The sequence below is a fragment of the Edaphosphingomonas laterariae genome (assembly GCF_900188165.1).
Taxonomy (GTDB): Bacteria; Pseudomonadota; Alphaproteobacteria; order Sphingomonadales; family Sphingomonadaceae; genus Sphingomonas_E; species Sphingomonas_E laterariae.
Map to the genome: position 1 here is coordinate 84,663 of NZ_FZOS01000006.1, position 15,051 is coordinate 99,713.

Here is a 15,051-nt window from a genome sequence, read left to right on the forward strand (position 1 = left end):
ATGTCCGGCCCCTTCATGGATCGTGATAGCACCCCCGAAGGCCCCATCGTCCGGGGCTTTCGCGGGCATGGCTATCTGGTCGCCGATCGCTATGTGCCCGGCGGCCTGAAACTGACGCCCGATGACGCGCGCGACTGGACGGCGACCGATGTCGCCACGCTCACCATCGACGATGTCGCGGATCTGGTGGCGATGGCGCCGCCGCCCGAATTCATCCTGATCGGCACCGGCGCGGCGATGACCCGCCCGCCCGTCGCCTTCGTCCGTGCGCTGGAGGCCGCCGGCATCGGCGTCGAGGCGATGGACAGCAAGGCGGCCGCCCGCGCCTGGGGCGTGCTGCGCGGCGAAGGCCGGTGGATCGCCGCCGCGTTGCTGCCCTTCTGATCCCCGATCATGCCAATCGGCACGATCCCCCACCCGCACGCCGCCTTCGCGCTTGGCGGCCTGCAAAGCCTGGGTTAAGACCTCGCCCTATGCGTAAAATTGCCCGCCCGATTGCCATCGCCATCGCCGCCATTCTGGTCGCTCCGCTCGCAGGTTGCGCGTCCAACAGCGCCAACAAGGCCGACACCAAATATGTCGCCCGCGATGTCGACACGCTCTACAACGCCGCGATGGAACGGCTGGACAACGGCCAGTACAAGATCGCGGCCGTGCTGTTCGACGAGGTGGAACGCCAGCACCCCTATTCGGCCTGGGCGCGCCGTGCGCAGCTGATGAGCGCGTTCAGCTATTATCTGGCCCGGCAATATCGCGAATCGATCCAGTCGTCGCAGCGCTTCCTGTCGATCCACCCCGGCAACAAGGATGCGCCCTACGCGCTCTACCTGATCGGCGTGGCCTATTACGAACAGATCCAGGACGTTACGCGCGACCAGAAGATCACCCAGCAGGCGCTCGATTCGCTGGGCGAAGTCGTCCGTCGCTATCCCGACACCCGCTATGCCGCCGACGCGCGGCTCAAGATGGATCTCGTGCGCGACCATCTCGGCGGCAAGGAGATGGAGATCGGCCGCTTCTATGAACGCCGGCGCGACTGGCTGGCCGCGACGATCCGCTTCCGCAAGGTGGTGGACGAATATCAGACGACCACCCACACGCCCGAAGCGCTGATGCGGCTCACCGAATGCTATCTCGCCCTTGGCGTGCCCGAGGAAGCGAAGAAGGCGGCGGCGGTGCTTGGCGCCAATTATCCGGGCTCGAAATGGTACGAGCGTGCCTATGAGCTGGTGCAGAAGCACGCGGCGTGAGGCGGCGGGCCACCCCGGCCGCTCCCCTGCCCCGCTGACGCCGTGCTGACCGCGCTTTCGATCCGCGATGTCGTGCTGATCGAGGCGCTCGACCTCGATTTCGGCACCGGCCTCGGCGCCCTGACCGGCGAGACGGGCGCAGGTAAATCCATCCTGCTCGATTCGCTCGGCCTCGCGCTCGGCGCGCGGGCTGACAGCGGGCTGGTGCGCAACGGCGCGGCGCAGGCGGTGGTGACAGCGAGCTTCGACCTGCCCGACGATCATGGCGCGAGCGAGCTGCTCGCCGAAAACGGGCTGGCGGCGGAACCGGGCGAACCGCTGGTGATCCGTCGCATCGTCAAGGCGGATGGCGGCAGCCGCGCAACCGTGAACGATCAGGCGGCGTCGGCATCTTTGCTCAAGGAACTCGCCCCCTATCTCGTCGAAATTCATGGCCAGCATGACGATCGCGGGCTGCTGAATGCGCGCGGCCATCGCGCGCTGCTCGATGCCTTCGGCCGGATCGACACGGGCGATGCGGGCAATGCGTGGCGCGCCTGGCGCGATGCCGAACAGCGGCTGGCCGATGCCCATGCGGAACTGGAAAGTGCCGCGCGCGACCGTGAATGGCTGGAACATGCCGTCGCCGAACTGACCGCGCTGGGCGCGGAGCCGGGCGAGGAGGAGGAATTGTCCGCCGCGCGCGCCGACATGCAGAAAGGCGCGCGGCTGGCGGAAGACCTGACCGCCATTTCCGACCATCTGGAAGGATCCGACGGTGGCGCCGCGCAACTGCGCCAGGCCGCCCGCCGACTGGACCGTATCGCCGGCGAACATCCGCTGCTGGCCGACGCGCTCGAAGCGCTCGACCGCGCCGTCATCGAAGCATCGGAAGCCGAAGAACGGCTTGCCGGCGCGCGCGACGCGCTCTCTTTCGATCCGCAACGGCTGGAAGATACGGAGACGCGGCTGTTCGAACTGCGTGCCATGGCCCGCAAGCACCGGGTGGAGCCCGATGCGTTACCGGGGCTTGCCGCCGAACTTGCCGAACGGCTCGGCCGGATCGAGGCCGGTGGCGCCGGGATCACGCGGCTCGAAGCCGAACGGGCCGGCGCGCGCGCAGCCTATGACGCTGCGACAGCAGCGCTCAGCCAGGCGCGGACCGCCGCCGCCGCCCGGCTCGACGCGGCGGTGGCGGGCGAACTGCCGCCGCTCAAGCTCGACGCCGCACGCTTCCGCACCACCGTCGAGCCGCTGCCCGAAAGCCAGTGGAACGCCACCGGGCGCGATCGGGTGGAGTTCGAGATTTCGACCAATCCGGGCGCGCCCTTCGCCCCGTTGATCAAGATCGCCAGCGGTGGCGAACTGAGCCGCTTCATCCTCGCGCTCAAGGTCGCGCTGGCCGAGGAAGGTGGTGCCACGACGATGGTGTTCGATGAAATCGACCGCGGTGTCGGTGGCGCGGTGGCAAGCGCCATTGGCGAACGGCTGGCGCGGCTGGCGACGCGGGCGCAGTTGCTGGTCGTCACCCACAGCCCGCAGGTGGCGGCGCGCGCCGACGCGCATTGGCTGATCGCCAAGAGCCATGACGGGCTCGTCACCCGGACCGGCGTCACCGCGCTCGACGCCGCCGAGCGACGCGAGGAAATCGCGCGGATGCTGAGCGGCGCGGCGGTAACCGACGAGGCGCGCGCGCAGGCGGCACGGCTGCTCGAAGCGGCCTGACCGGCCCAGAACCGGCCCAGAACCGGCCTGGCGGCTAGTTGGTGATCCGGCCGAAGGGCACGAGCCGCCGCGCCATCATCGCGGCGGCCTTGCCGTCATTGGCGCGCAACGACGGCAGCAAGGTTTCGACCGCCCGCTTCACATGCCGATCGAGTGGCGTGGGCGCGGGCGCGGCGATCGCCGCCGTCGCCAGCTTGAGCGCGAGCGGCACATTCTTGGGATTCTCCCGAATCCGCAAGATCGCGGCCATCCCCGGGTAGAGCGCACGGTTGCCGCCCAGCGCGACCGAGCGATCGAGCGCCGCATCGCCGGCGGACTGCCGCGCGCCGAGCGCCGTGCGGGCCAGAAGGCCACCCAGTTGGGCGATCGCATCGAGATGCCAGCCGGCGAGCAGCATCTGCGCTTCCGCATCGCGCGGATTGGCTTTCACCAGCTCCTCGAAAATCGCCCGCGCCGCCTTGGCATCGCCGATATTGCGCGCGAGCTTGCCGCGATAGCCGATCGCCACACCCCGTTGCAGCATCGCCTCGCGATCGCCCGGCCGGGCCGCCAGCACCGCATCGGCGCGCTGCAGCGCCTTGTCGATCATCGCCAGCGCGGTCGCCTTGTCGCTGGTCTGATAGGCCGCGCTGACCATGATGTCGCGGGCGGTTTCGGCCGTCGCGTGCGCCGGGGCGGATGCGGCCATGAGGAGGAGGGACGTGCAGGCAATCGTCAGGTTACGCAAGATCGGCATTCCCCCATGACGCGCGGCAACCACCGGAGTTCCCGCAATTATTCCGACATCAATTGCTGAAGCGCGCCTTCATCCAGCGGTGGCGCGCGCAGGAAGCCCTGATAGATGTTGCAGCCCTCCGCGGCGAGCAGCGCCAGTTGCTCCTCGGTCTCCACCCCTTCCGCGATGACGGCCAGCCCGAGCGAACGGGCCATTTCGATCACGCCGCGCACCACCACGCGATCGCGCGCCGAGCCCGTAATGTCCTGCGCCAGCCGCTGATCGATCTTGAGATAATCGAGCGGCAGCGCCTTGAGATAGGCGAGGCTGGAATAGCCCGTGCCGAAATCGTCGATCGCGACGCGCAGGCCCGCCGCGCGCAATTCGCCAAGGAAAGCGGCCGCCTGGCCAAGATCGTCGATCAGCCCGCTTTCGGTAACCTCCACCGTCAGCCGTGCGCGGGGGAAGCCTTCGTCATCCACCATCGCCAGCAGCCGCGCGGCGAAGCCGGGGCGGGCAATGTCGGCGGCGGTGACGTTCACCGCCAGCCGCAGATCGGCGAGTGCGCCCTGCCAGCCCGCCGCCATGCGGATCGCCTTGCGCTGCACATGTTCGGAAAGCTGGACCAGATAGTCCGAACGTTCGGCCGCCGCGAACAGCGTGGCAGCGCCCAGCGCCCCGCGTTCGGGGTGGTGCCAGCGCGCCAGCGCCTCGACACCGACGATCGCGCCGCTGGTTACGGAGACCTGCGGCTGGAACAGGATGCCGATCTCGTCGCGATCGAGCGCGGCGCGCAGATCGACTTCAAGCCGGCTGTCATGCGCGGCCCGGGCCTCGCCCCCGGCGTCGAGCGCCAGCGCCCGCCCGCCATCCCCCGTTTTGGCTTCGGCGAGCGCAAGGCTGGCGCGACGCAGCAGCGCAGCGCCCTGATCGGCGGCGTCGGCACAGGCGATGCCGATCCGGCAGGATAATGCGATGACATGCTGGTCGACCGCGAAGGGCCGCGCGATCGCATCCTCCAGATCGGCGGCGATGCGGCGCGCATCGTCGATCGTGACCGGCGCCGCCAGCGCCACCGCGAACTCGGCCCCCGCCACCCGCGCCACGCAACCGCGCCGCGCCTCCGCCGGATCGAGCTGGCGTTCGATGCGGCGCGCGACCGCCTGCAACGCCTTGTCCCCGGCCGAGGTGCCGAAGGCCGCGTTGATCGCCTCGAACCGCGTAACCGACAGCAGCATCGCCACGCAGGACGGGCCATCCAGCCCGGCGGCCGCCCCCTGTTTCAGCTGGCGGTCGATCCAGCGGCGCAACGCCGCGCCATCGGCCAGCCCGGTCAGTGCATCGCGGCTGCGCCGGTTGCGCACGCCATCCTGATCGCCGGACGGCACGATCGCCGCGCGTGGGCGGCCACGGGCCAGGCGATCGGCATGGCGATCGGCAAAGCGCAGCATCTGCGCGAACTCAGCCTCGCCAAAGGGGCTCGCGAGATAATGGGTGGCGCCGGCGGCGTGCACCGCTTCCAGCGCGGCGACATCCCCGCGCGACAGGAGCACCAGCAACGCCGCCGCATTGGTTTCCACCGGATCGGCGAGCCGGCGGACGGCGGCCAGCCCCTCATCCAGCGCGCCGCGCGCATCGACCACGGCCACCGAGGCGCCGCTGGCGAGGAAACGGCGCTCCGCATCGCCGGCGCCGCGTTTCAGGGCATCGGTCCGCCACCCCGCCCGCTCCGCCATGCCGGCGATCTCGTCGCGGTGGCGGAAGGAAACGAGGAAGATCGCGGGCGGCCCGCCGGGGGCGCTATCCGCATCGCTTTCAAGCCGGGACGCGATGTGCGGTCATCCTTCGGTCTGGAGTCCAGGCGATCTGGGGTTCGGGCGCGATGCTAATCCGGTTCGCGGCCGCCGCCAATGGCCGAAAATGCTGAGGCGTTACGTTAACGATACGAGCTGATCCGGCCGCAACGAGGGTTGCCCCGGCGCTGCGACCGCCGTAGCCTTCGTCCATGACTGCGCAGGTTCAGGCGGGCGGACGGCCCCTGATCGACGGCTTCGGCCGGCGAATCACCTATTTGCGCATTTCGGTTACCGATCGCTGCGACCTGCGCTGCCGTTATTGCATGGCCGAAGCGATGACCTTCATGCCGCGCGAACAGATCCTGTCGCTGGAGGAGATCGCCGCCGTTGCCGACGCATTCATTGCGCGCGGCGTCCGCAAGATCCGGCTGACGGGTGGTGAGCCTTTGATCCGCCGGGGCATTCCCGACCTGGCGAGGCTGATCGGCCGCCATATCGGCACCGGCGATCTCGACGAACTGACGCTGACCACCAACGGCACCAACCTGGCCCGTTCCGCCGACGCCCTGTTCGATGCCGGCGTGCGCCGGGTGAATGTGAGCCTCGACAGCCGCGATCCGGCCGTGTTCCGCCACATCACCCGCTGGGGCGATGTCGACAAGGTGCTGGACGGCATTCGCGCCGCCAAGGCGGCCGGGCTGCGCGTGAAGATCAACATGGTCGCGCTCAAGGGGCTGAACGAGGCCGAGATCGAACCGATGCTGCGCTGGTGCGCGGGCGAAGGCCATGATCTGACGCTGATCGAAACCATGCCGCTCGGCATGATCGACGAGGATCGCACCGATCGCTATCTGCCGCTCGATGGCGTGCGCGACGATCTCGCCAGCCGCTACACGCTGACCCCGCTGGCCGATCGCACCGGCGGGCCGGCCCGCTACCATCAGGTCACCGAACTCGGCGCGCGGATCGGCTTCATCACGCCGCTGACCGAGAATTTCTGTGCCGGCTGCAACCGGGTGCGGATCACCGCCACCGGCAAACTCTATATGTGCCTCGGCCATGACGATCGGGTCGATCTGCGCGCGGCGCTCCGCGAAGGCGGGCCGGCCGCGCTCGACGCGTTGCTGGACGAGGCCATGTCCCTGAAACCTTTGCGCCACGATTTCCGCATAGAAGAGCGGAATGCCGCCCCCGCGGTGCAACGACATATGAGCGTTACCGGCGGATGACCGCAGAACTCAAGCTTGCCCTGATCCATTCCCCGACCGAACCCGCCCAGGAGGCGGCCAAGGTGCTGCGCGACCGTTACGAATGGGTGCCGATCGAACAGGCGACGATGGCCGTCGCGCTGGGCGGAGACGGCTTCCTGCTCCAGACGCTGCACGGCATGCTCGATCGGCGGCGTATCCTGCCCGTGTTCGGCATGAACCTTGGCACCGTCGGCTTCCTGATGAACGAATGGAGCCCCGACCTGCTCGAAAATCGGATCGAGCGGGCCAAGACCTTCACCGTCACGCCGCTGCGCATGGAGATCGTGACGGTGGATGGCGAAAGCGTGTCCTATCCCGCGATCAACGAAGTCTCGCTGCTTCGCGAAACGCGGCAGACAGCGAAGCTGGAAGTGCTGGTCAACGATCGTGTCGTGATGCCGGAACTGGTGTGCGACGGCGTGCTCGTTTCCACCCCCGCCGGTTCGACCGCCTATAATCTTTCTGCGCAAGGGCCGATCCTGCCGCTCGATTCGGCGCTGATCGCGCTCACCCCGATCAGCCCCTTCCGCCCCCGGCGGTGGCGCGGCGCGATTCTGCCCGAACGGACGCGAATCATGTTCCGCGTGCTCGATCCCGTCAAACGTCCGGTCAGCGCCGTGGCCGATCAGCGCGAAGTGCGCGACGTCGCCACCGTGGCGGTCGCCATTGATCGCGCCAGTTCGCTGACCCTGCTGTTCGACCCGGAACACGCGCTGGACGACCGGATTACGATGGAACAGTTCGCCGTTTAAAAAAGGTGGAATTGGGGGGGTTGCCACCTTCGCCAAGCCGCTGCTATAGGCGCGCCTCGCTTCGACGCCATGTCGCAGCGGATGAGTGTTCCCCGGTAGCTCAGCGGTAGAGCATCCGACTGTTAATCGGACGGCCGCCTGTTCGAATCAGGCCCGGGGAGCCACTCCACCTTCCTGAAAATCTGCGATTTTCCAGCGAGGGCGGAGCTATGCCGAAAGCGGCATTCCCACACCCGTTCCCACATCCAAATGTTCGCAGATCGCCCTGATACGCAGTGGCAGGCACCGTCGGGAAAGCCTCGCCCGCCACGACAGTTCAACGGCGAATCTCAAGCGCAGAGGCGGCAGCGCGATCGAACGCGCCCCGCCCCCGCCAATTTGCCGGTATCAGTTGGTCAGCCGCGCCCGGCTTAGAAATCCAGTTCGATGCGCGTGCCGACAACGTGGAGATTATAGTCGTTGCCGCTGGTCGAGTTGATCGCGGCATCGTCGTACATCAGATAGCCGTAATTCAGGTTGAGGCGCAGATAATCGATCGGCGTCCACACCAGGGCGGCGATGATCGCGTTCTGCTTGCCGCCGACGATCCCGGCCGAGCGATCGATCAGATCGAGATAATCGTAGCGCAGGTTGAGCTGGAGCGCGCCCATGCCGCCATCGTTCAGCGGGCTGGCCGGATTGACGCCTCCGAAGATGCCATTCTTGTAGCTGCGCGTATCGCCCTTGGTGAAGAAATAGCCGACCTCCGCATAGCCGCCGAAGAAGCCCGCCGTGGGCGCATCGCGCTGATCGGAGCGCAGCCAGTGCACTTCGCCCACCGCATGCCAGGGGCCGCTGATCATCGCGGCCTCGGCGCCATAATGCACCTCGTTCTCGACATTCATCGACGGCGTGGCGAGCACGCGGCTGTTGGTGCCGTGGAGATAGGGGCGCTGGCGATAGCGCGTCGACGAATCGGTCAGCCGGTTCAGCGTGCGCCAATGGCCCGAAGCGCCGAAATGGAGCTGGGTGCCATCGACCTTGGGGGCGAACACGATACGGCCGTCGACGCCGTAGCTGTTATTTTCGTCGCCGCCGTCCGGCCCGTCGCTGTCGTTCGAAAGCGCGCCGATATCGTCGGTGAACAGGCCCGCCTGGAATAGCCAGTCCTTCGCGCGATATTGCGCCGCGATGCCCAGCCGCCGTTCGAAGTTGAACGCATCGGTGAAGGCCGCGCGCTCCATCGTCGATCCGGTGGTATCGCCGGTCAGTTCGTCGAGCGACTGGAACTGGTTCTGATTGCCGATGCTGATCAGCCAGGACTTGGTTTCATAGGTGACGAAGGTGTCGACCAGATCGACCGCATTGTCGGACAGCTCGACTTCCAGCTTGTAGCCGATGCCGCCGCCCAGCTTGCCTTCACCACCCAGCCGGATGCGGCGGAACTCGCTGGTCGAACCGAAACCCTGGTCGCTGGTGCCATCGGGCGGCGTCACATAGCCGGCATCGGCCTGGATGCGGCCCTTGACCTTGAAGGCGCGATCCTCGCTGACGAATTGCGGCGATCCCTTCCACTGGATCGTCGTGGCCGGCGGCGGGGCTTTCGCGGCAGCGGCGGGCGCCGCGGGTGCGGCCGCCGGCGTTTCCGGCCCGAGCCGGTTTTCGACGTCGGCCAGCTTCGCCTTCAGTTCCCGGATCTCCTGGCGCAGCGCTTCTGCCTCGGCCGCGCTGATCGTCTGCGCGGCAAGCGGAGCCGGCAGGGCCAGCGCAAGGCCGATGCCGAACGGCACCGCCACGGGAAACTTCAGGAACGCAGACATGCGGGGGCCCCCTACGGACGCATTGTTGCTGTTCCGATCGACTTTTGTGTCAAAATGTCAATAGCGCGGCCAGCCGGGGCCTCATTCCGGCAACTGGGGTTCCCACGGCACGCCGTTGATATGGCCGCCGCCATCCACGAACAGCGTGTTGCCCGTCATGTAGCGGCTGTCCTCCGAGGCGAGGAACACCGCCACCGGGCCGATATCGCGTTCGGGATCGCCCACCCAGCCCATCGGCACGGCGGCGGCCGTCTTCGCCGCATTTTCCGGGCTCATCGCGGCATAGCGTTCATATGCGGCCGATGCCGCGCCGGGGCAGATGACATTGGCGGTGATGCCGTGCTTCGCCCATTCGCGCGCCGCCGTGCGGGTGAGCGCGCGCACCGCTTCCTTGGCGACATTATATTCGGCCGAATAAAGATGCGCGTTGACGCCGTTCAGCGAGCACATGTTGATGATCCGGCCCCAGCGCCGTTCCTTCATCGACGGGAACACCGCCTGCATCGCCCAGAAGGTTGGCCACAGCGCCATTTGCAGCCCGCCGGCCATGATCTCCTCGCTCTTGTCCTCCAGCCGGGCGACGGTCGATCCGCCCCAGGCGTTGTTGACGAGGATGTCGACCGCGCCAAAACGCGCGGTGGCGGCGTCGATCGCGCCGAGCAGCTGGCCGCGATCGCGCACGTCGGTGGCGACGGCCAGGCTGTCCACACCGAAATCGTCGCGCAGGGCCTGCGCGGTGCGTTCGCCCAGTTCGGCCTGGAAATCCGCGATCACCACCGCCGCGCCTTCGGCCGCCATGCGCCGCGCCATGCCGCGCCCGATGCCTTCGCCGCCGCCGGTGATGAGCGCGGTGCGCCCCTGAAGCCTGCCCTGCGCCATATCCACTCCCTAACGTTTCTTTCTGTCGTTCAGTCGATCGCGACGACGGTGGTCATCTCGATCTCCAGCCCTTCCAGCGCCAGCCGCTCGATACCGATCACCGAGGACGCGTTGGCGGGGAAAGGCTGGCCGTCGAGCGCCACGTTCATCGCCGCCACGAAGCGCTGGAACTTCTCGTCGGTCAAGCCGACGATGTAGAAGGTCATGCTGACCACGTCCGCCGTCGTCGCGCCCAGCGCGGCAAGCGCATGCGCGACATTGCGGAAGGCGAGCACCACCTGATCGTGAAAATCCCGGCTGGGCAGTTGCAGGCTGGTGTCGAGCGCGGTCTGCCCGGCGATATGGGCCAGCCGCTTGCCGGCCGGCGGCACGGAAATCTGCGCGAAGCCGTCTAGCTTGAACAGGCTGTCGGGGTTGATGTGCTGGACGCTCATGATGGTTCCTGCTTTGGGGTGTGAAGGGTCAGGCGGCGCGAAGGTCGCGCAGCGCGGCGCGCAGTTCGTCCACGAACAAGGCGGGCTGCTCCATCGCGGCGAAATGGCCGCCCTTGGGCAGATCGGCCCAGCGCACGACATTGTAGCTCTTCTCCACCGTGCTGCGCGGGAAGCGGGCCAGTTCGCCGGGGAAGTTCGCCACCGCCACCGGCTTTTCCACCCGTGCGCCCGCCGGCACAGGTTCGTCGAACACGCCGCGATAGAGCCAGGACGCGGTGCCGAACGTATCGGTGACGAGATAGACCATCAGATTGTCGATGATCCGGTCGCGCGTATAGACCGACCAGAGATCGCCATCGACGAGTTCGGACCAGGTGTGGAACTTCTCGACGATCCACGCGGCGACGCCCAGCGGGCTATCCGCCATCGCGTGATCGAGCGTCACCGGCTTGGTCGACTGGATGACCATATAGCCGCTTTCCCCCCGCCAGATATTCTGGAGATTCTGGGCGGCGGCGATCTCCTCCTCGGTCTGCGGATGCGCGTCCGGGTTGGTCCAGCCGAAAGTGAAGTTGAGGTGGATGGCGCGGCACCCCTGCCCTTCATAGCCGAGCCAGCCGGACACCGAAGACCCCCAGTCGCCCCCTTGCGCGATATAGCTGGCATAGCCGAGTTCCTCGCGCATCAGCGTGTCGAAGGCACGCGCGATGGTGCGCGGGCCGATCGGCCGGGCAGGCTTGGACGAAAAGCCGTAGCCGATCAGCGAGGGGATCACGACCGACACCGCATCGGCCGGATCGCCGCCAAAGCGCGCCGGATCGGTCAGCGGTTCGATCACCTCCATGAATTCCACGAAGGAGCCGGGCCAGCCATGGGTGATGATCACCGGCGTCGGGTTCGGCCCCTTGCCCTGGACATGGATGAAATGGACGTCATAGGCCGCGCCGTCGACCTCGACATGGCCCTTGAAGTGGGGAAAGCGGTTGAGTTCCCGCTCTCGCGCGCGCCAGTCATATCCGGTCAGCCAATAATCGACGAGGCTCCGCATCTCGGCGATGCTGGCGCCATAGGCCCAGGGATCGCCCGCCGCCGGCGTCGGCCAATGCGCGTCCTTCAGCCGCCGTGCGATCCAGTCGAGCTTGTCCTGCGGCACCGCGATGGTGAAGGGGGTGATGCTCATTGCCGGCCATCCTCCGATCATTGTTCATGGCGTCTGTCGCCTTCGACGGAAGATTAGAGCGCGCTCTAAGGCTGGCAAGCCATCACAAAAGCCATGCTTTTGTTCGCGCCCCATCAACTGGGATGAGGGATAAGCGCGCCGCCCGCGTAATGCAGTGATAGGGACTGTTTTTGAGCCTGGGCATTTTGGGAACCGAGATGAACGACCTGATCGACCGCCGCGGCCTGTTGCGCGGCGCGTCGCTGCTGAGCGGCGGATTGATGCTGAACGCGGCGCTGCCCGCCTGGGCGCAGAGCGGCACCGGCGGGCTGAAGCCCGACATGCCCACTTTGTCGGGCGAGGATATCGCGCTGAAGATCGGCCATTCCGCCTTCACCGTCGGCGGGCGGACGGGCCATGCCATCACCGTCAACGGCACGCTGCCGGCGCCGCTGATCCGCCTGCGCGAAGGGCAGAATGTGCGCCTGGCCGTCACCAACACGCTGGACGAGGACACGTCGATCCACTGGCACGGGCTGATCCTGCCGTTCCAGATGGATGGCGTGCCGGGCGTCAGCTTCCCCGGCATCCGCCCGCGCGAAACCTTCACCTATGAATTCCCGATCAAGCAATCGGGCACCTATTGGTATCACAGCCATTCGGGCCTGCAGGAACAGATGGGTCATTATGGGCCGATCATCATCGATCCGGCGGGTGCCGATCCGGTGGCCTATGACCGCGAACATGTGATCGTGCTGTCGGACTGGAGCTTCCTCCACCCCCACGAAATCTTCCGCAAGCTCAAGGCGCAGGGCGGCTATTTCAACCGCCAGCAGCAGACCCTGATCGACAACGCCCCGATGTCCGCCGCCGACCGCGCGACGTGGGGGCGGATGCGGATGGACCCGACCGACATTTCGGACGTCACCGGCACCACCTACACCTATCTGATCAACGGCCATGGGCCGGGCGAAAACTGGACGGGCCTGTTCCGGCCGGGCGAACGCGTCCGCCTGCGCTTCATCAACGCATCGGCCATGACGATCTTCAACGTCCGCATCCCCGGCCTGCCGATGACGGTGGTCGGTTCGGACGGGCAATATGTGCGCCCCGTGACGGTGGACGAGTTCCAGATCACCGTCGCCGAAACCTTCGACGTGATCGTCGCCCCGACGGAGGATCGCGCCTTCACCCTGGTCGCCGAATCGGTCGATCGTTCGGGCATGGCACGCGGCACGCTGGCGCCGCGCGCGGGCATGTCGGCCGAAGTGCCGCCGCTGCGCCCCCGTCCGACATTGACCATGAAGGACATGGGCATGGGCGGCATGGATCATTCCGGCATGGACCATGGCGACGGCGCGGCCATGGACCATGGTTCGATGAAGATGCGCGACAAGAGCAAGGCACCCCCCGGCATGACGGTGGGCGTCGGCGTCGAATCGATCGCGTCCATGCCGGTCGACCGCACCGGCGACCCGGGGCTGGGGCTGGAAGATGTGGGCCACAAGGTGCTCACCTATCGCGACCTCATCTCGCTCACCCCCAATCCCGACACGCGGGCGCCGACCCGCACGGTTGAGCTGCATCTGACCGGCACGATGGAACGCTTCATGTGGTCGTTCGACGGCGAGAAATATAGCGAGGGCACCGAACCAATCCGCTTCGAACGCAACGAACGCGTGCGCGTGCGGCTGGTGAACGACAGCATGATGGCCCACCCGATCCACCTGCACGGCCACTTCTTCGAGGTGGTGAACGGCCATACCGGCAACCATCCGGTGAAGCATACGGTGAACGTGCTGCCGGGCGGCATCGTCGATTTCGATCTGACCGCCGACGCGCCGGGCGACTGGGCCTTCCATTGCCACCTGCTGCTGCACATGCATGCCGGGATGTTCCGCGTCGTCAGTGTCCGCCCGCTCGAAGGAGAGGCGGCATGAAGAAGATCGCCATCGCGCTGTTGATCACAACGGCCACCCCCGCGCTCGCCCAGCATGCCGGGCACGACATGAGCGGCACTCAGGCGGCTGACCCGCATGCCGGGCACAATATGGACGGCGCTCAGGCAGCCGATCCACATGCCGGGCATGGCATGAGTGGCGCTCAGGCCGCTGACCCGCATGCCGGGCACGACATCGGCGGCACTCAAGCGGCCGACCCGCATGCCGGACACGACATGGGTGGCGCTCAGGCCGCTGACCCGCATGCCGGGCACGACATGAGCGGCACTCAGGCGGCTGACCCGCATGCCGGGCACGACATGAGCGGCACTCAAGCGGCCGATCCACATGCCGGGCACGACATGGGTGGCGCTCAGGCGGCCGATCCACATGCCGGGCACGACATGGGTGGCACTCAAGCGGCCGATCCACATGCCGGGCACAATATGGGCGGCACCACCGCCAACGCGCTCCCGCCGGTCGCCCCGCCGCCGCCGGGCGCGCTTTCCGGTCCGCGCCATGCCGCCGATGCCAGTTTCACGCCCGAAGCGATGGCTGCCGCGCGCGCGCAGCTCGCCAAGGAACATGGCGGCGGCACCGCGCATATGCTGATGGCCGATCGGCTGGAGGCACGGATCGGTGACGGCACCGACGCCTATCTGTGGGATGCGCAGGGCTGGACGGGCGGCGACATCGACAAATTATGGGTCAAGACCGAGGGCGAAGGCAGCTTCAACGGTGGCTTCGAGGAAGCCGAGGTGCAGGCGCTGTGGAGCCATGCGGTGAACCCGTGGTTCGATCTGCAGACCGGCATCCGCACCGATTTCCGTCGGCATGGCGAGGATCACACCTATGCCGTCTTCGGCATCCAGGGCCTTGCGCCTTACTGGTTCGAAATCGACGCGGCCGCCTTCCTGTCGGACAAGGGCGATCTCACCGCGCGGGTGGAGGCCGAATATGATCAGCGCATCACGCAGAAGCTGATTGTCCAGCCGCGCATCGAATTCGATCTGGCGGCGCAGGACGTGCCCGAACTCGGCATCGGATCGGGCCTGTCGTCGATCGAGGCCGGCGTCCGGCTGCGCTACGAATTCGTGCGCGAATTCGCCCCTTATGTGGGCGTCGAATATGAACGGAAGATCGGCGACACCGCCGATTTCGCGCGGGCCGAGGGCGAAGGCGTCGGCGGCTGGCGTGCGCTTATCGGCCTGCGCGCCTGGTTCTAGAGCAGTTTCCGATCCGACTGCGTCGGCTCGAATGCTCTAAGCTATTTGCTTGTCGCGCTTTCCGAGTCAGCAGGTAATTCCACTGCTTGGAAAGCGCTCTAGCGTCGGCGTAGCGCGATTGCAGAGGCAGCGGACGCGTCCGCCGGC

General features: G+C 67.1%; 13 protein-coding genes and 1 tRNA gene. 8 read left to right on the plus strand and 6 right to left on the minus strand.

The window, feature by feature from the left end; all coding sequences use genetic code 11:
• Window positions 1-15 precede the first annotated feature (15 nt).
• The 3 genes from CHB74_RS07570 (at window position 16) to recN (ending at window position 2,954) form a co-directional block, all read left to right on the plus strand.
• Window positions 16-384: an MTH938/NDUFAF3 family protein gene (locus CHB74_RS07570; RefSeq protein ID WP_089219113.1), complete on the plus strand. Its 369-nt coding sequence runs from the start codon at window positions 16-18 to the stop codon at window positions 382-384.
• A gap of 89 nt (window positions 385-473) precedes the next feature.
• On the plus strand, window positions 474-1,250 hold the full coding sequence (locus CHB74_RS07575) for an outer membrane protein assembly factor BamD (RefSeq protein ID WP_089219024.1): 777 nt from the start codon (window positions 474-476) through the stop codon (window positions 1,248-1,250).
• Between the two features lie 42 nt (window positions 1,251-1,292).
• Window positions 1,293-2,954, plus strand: coding sequence for a DNA repair protein RecN (recN, locus tag CHB74_RS07580; RefSeq protein WP_089219025.1), 1,662 nt, complete (start codon window positions 1,293-1,295; stop codon window positions 2,952-2,954).
• Window positions 2,955-2,988: 34 nt separating this feature from the next.
• On the opposite strand, the gene CHB74_RS07585 is transcribed toward recN, so the two are convergent.
• Together CHB74_RS07585 and CHB74_RS07590 are read right to left on the minus strand one after the other, a co-directional pair.
• A complete protein-coding gene (locus CHB74_RS07585; protein WP_089219026.1) occupies window positions 2,989-3,690 on the minus strand; it encodes a hypothetical protein in 702 nt (233 codons plus the stop codon).
• Between the two features lie 38 nt (window positions 3,691-3,728).
• Window positions 3,729-5,405 carry a putative bifunctional diguanylate cyclase/phosphodiesterase gene (locus CHB74_RS07590; RefSeq protein WP_179220753.1) on the minus strand — a complete coding sequence of 559 codons (1,677 nt, stop codon included), beginning with the start codon at window positions 5,403-5,405 and terminating at the stop codon, window positions 3,729-3,731.
• 269 nt (window positions 5,406-5,674) lie between these two features.
• On the opposite strand from CHB74_RS07590, the gene moaA reads away from it, so the two are divergent.
• The 3 genes from moaA to CHB74_RS07605 all read left to right on the plus strand — a co-directional run bounded on the left by moaA (window position 5,675) and on the right by CHB74_RS07605 (window position 7,631).
• Window positions 5,675-6,694 (plus strand): GTP 3',8-cyclase MoaA, encoded by a 1,020-nt coding sequence (moaA, locus tag CHB74_RS07595; RefSeq protein ID WP_089219028.1) that lies wholly within the window; start codon window positions 5,675-5,677, stop codon window positions 6,692-6,694.
• Entirely contained in the window at window positions 6,691-7,467 is a 777-nt protein-coding gene (locus CHB74_RS07600) for an NAD kinase (RefSeq protein WP_089219029.1), read from the plus strand. The genes moaA and CHB74_RS07600 overlap by 4 nt, the downstream gene beginning before the upstream one ends.
• Before the next feature lie 89 nt (window positions 7,468-7,556).
• A tRNA-Asn gene (locus CHB74_RS07605) sits at window positions 7,557-7,631 on the plus strand.
• 246 nt (window positions 7,632-7,877) lie between these two features.
• Here CHB74_RS07605 and CHB74_RS07610 read toward each other — a convergent pair.
• The 4 genes from CHB74_RS07610 to CHB74_RS07625 all read right to left on the minus strand — a co-directional run bounded on the left by CHB74_RS07610 (window position 7,878) and on the right by CHB74_RS07625 (window position 11,759).
• The gene (locus CHB74_RS07610) at window positions 7,878-9,266 is read right to left on the minus strand and encodes an OprO/OprP family phosphate-selective porin (RefSeq protein ID WP_089219030.1); all 1,389 of its coding nucleotides are present in this window, start codon (window positions 9,264-9,266) and stop codon (window positions 7,878-7,880) included.
• Between the two features lie 81 nt (window positions 9,267-9,347).
• Complete coding sequence (locus CHB74_RS07615) at window positions 9,348-10,145, minus strand: SDR family NAD(P)-dependent oxidoreductase (protein ID WP_089219031.1); 798 nt, start codon at window positions 10,143-10,145, stop codon at window positions 9,348-9,350.
• 29 nt (window positions 10,146-10,174) lie between these two features.
• The gene (locus CHB74_RS07620; RefSeq protein ID WP_089219032.1) at window positions 10,175-10,579 is read right to left on the minus strand and encodes a RidA family protein; all 405 of its coding nucleotides are present in this window, start codon (window positions 10,577-10,579) and stop codon (window positions 10,175-10,177) included.
• Between the two features lie 28 nt (window positions 10,580-10,607).
• The gene (locus CHB74_RS07625; protein ID WP_089219033.1) at window positions 10,608-11,759 is read right to left on the minus strand and encodes an epoxide hydrolase family protein; all 1,152 of its coding nucleotides are present in this window, start codon (window positions 11,757-11,759) and stop codon (window positions 10,608-10,610) included.
• 197 nt (window positions 11,760-11,956) lie between these two features.
• Here CHB74_RS07625 and CHB74_RS07630 point away from each other — a divergent pair, with 197 nt between their 5' ends.
• Together CHB74_RS07630 and CHB74_RS07635 are read left to right on the plus strand one after the other, a co-directional pair.
• Window positions 11,957-13,678, plus strand: coding sequence for a copper resistance system multicopper oxidase (locus CHB74_RS07630; protein WP_089219034.1), 1,722 nt, complete (start codon window positions 11,957-11,959; stop codon window positions 13,676-13,678).
• Entirely contained in the window at window positions 13,675-14,904 is a 1,230-nt protein-coding gene (locus tag CHB74_RS07635) for a copper resistance protein B (protein WP_089219035.1), read from the plus strand. The genes CHB74_RS07630 and CHB74_RS07635 overlap by 4 nt, the downstream gene beginning before the upstream one ends.
• Window positions 14,905-15,051: the final 147 nt, after the last annotated feature.

Excerpts from the sequence above, each read along its gene's own strand:
- CHB74_RS07620 (WP_089219032.1), bottom strand. The coding sequence starts at position 10,579 with ATGAGCGTCCAGCACATCAACCCCGACAGCCTGTTCAAGCTAGACGGC.
- CHB74_RS07585 (WP_089219026.1), bottom strand. The coding sequence starts at position 3,690 with ATGCCGATCTTGCGTAACCTGACGATTGCCTGCACGTCCCTCCTCCTC.
- CHB74_RS07615 (WP_089219031.1), bottom strand. The coding sequence starts at position 10,145 with ATGGCGCAGGGCAGGCTTCAGGGGCGCACCGCGCTCATCACCGGCGGC.
- CHB74_RS07635 (WP_089219035.1), top strand. The coding sequence starts at position 13,675 with ATGAAGAAGATCGCCATCGCGCTGTTGATCACAACGGCCACCCCCGCG.
- CHB74_RS07625 (WP_089219033.1), bottom strand. The coding sequence starts at position 11,759 with ATGAGCATCACCCCCTTCACCATCGCGGTGCCGCAGGACAAGCTCGAC.
- CHB74_RS07600 (WP_089219029.1), top strand. The coding sequence starts at position 6,691 with ATGACCGCAGAACTCAAGCTTGCCCTGATCCATTCCCCGACCGAACCC.
- CHB74_RS07610 (WP_089219030.1), bottom strand. The coding sequence starts at position 9,266 with ATGTCTGCGTTCCTGAAGTTTCCCGTGGCGGTGCCGTTCGGCATCGGC.
- CHB74_RS07575 (WP_089219024.1), top strand. The coding sequence starts at position 474 with ATGCGTAAAATTGCCCGCCCGATTGCCATCGCCATCGCCGCCATTCTG.
- moaA (WP_089219028.1), top strand. The coding sequence starts at position 5,675 with ATGACTGCGCAGGTTCAGGCGGGCGGACGGCCCCTGATCGACGGCTTC.
- CHB74_RS07590 (WP_179220753.1), bottom strand. The coding sequence starts at position 5,405 with ATGGCGGAGCGGGCGGGGTGGCGGACCGATGCCCTGAAACGCGGCGCC.
- CHB74_RS07570 (WP_089219113.1), top strand. The coding sequence starts at position 16 with ATGGATCGTGATAGCACCCCCGAAGGCCCCATCGTCCGGGGCTTTCGC.
- CHB74_RS07630 (WP_089219034.1), top strand. The coding sequence starts at position 11,957 with ATGAACGACCTGATCGACCGCCGCGGCCTGTTGCGCGGCGCGTCGCTG.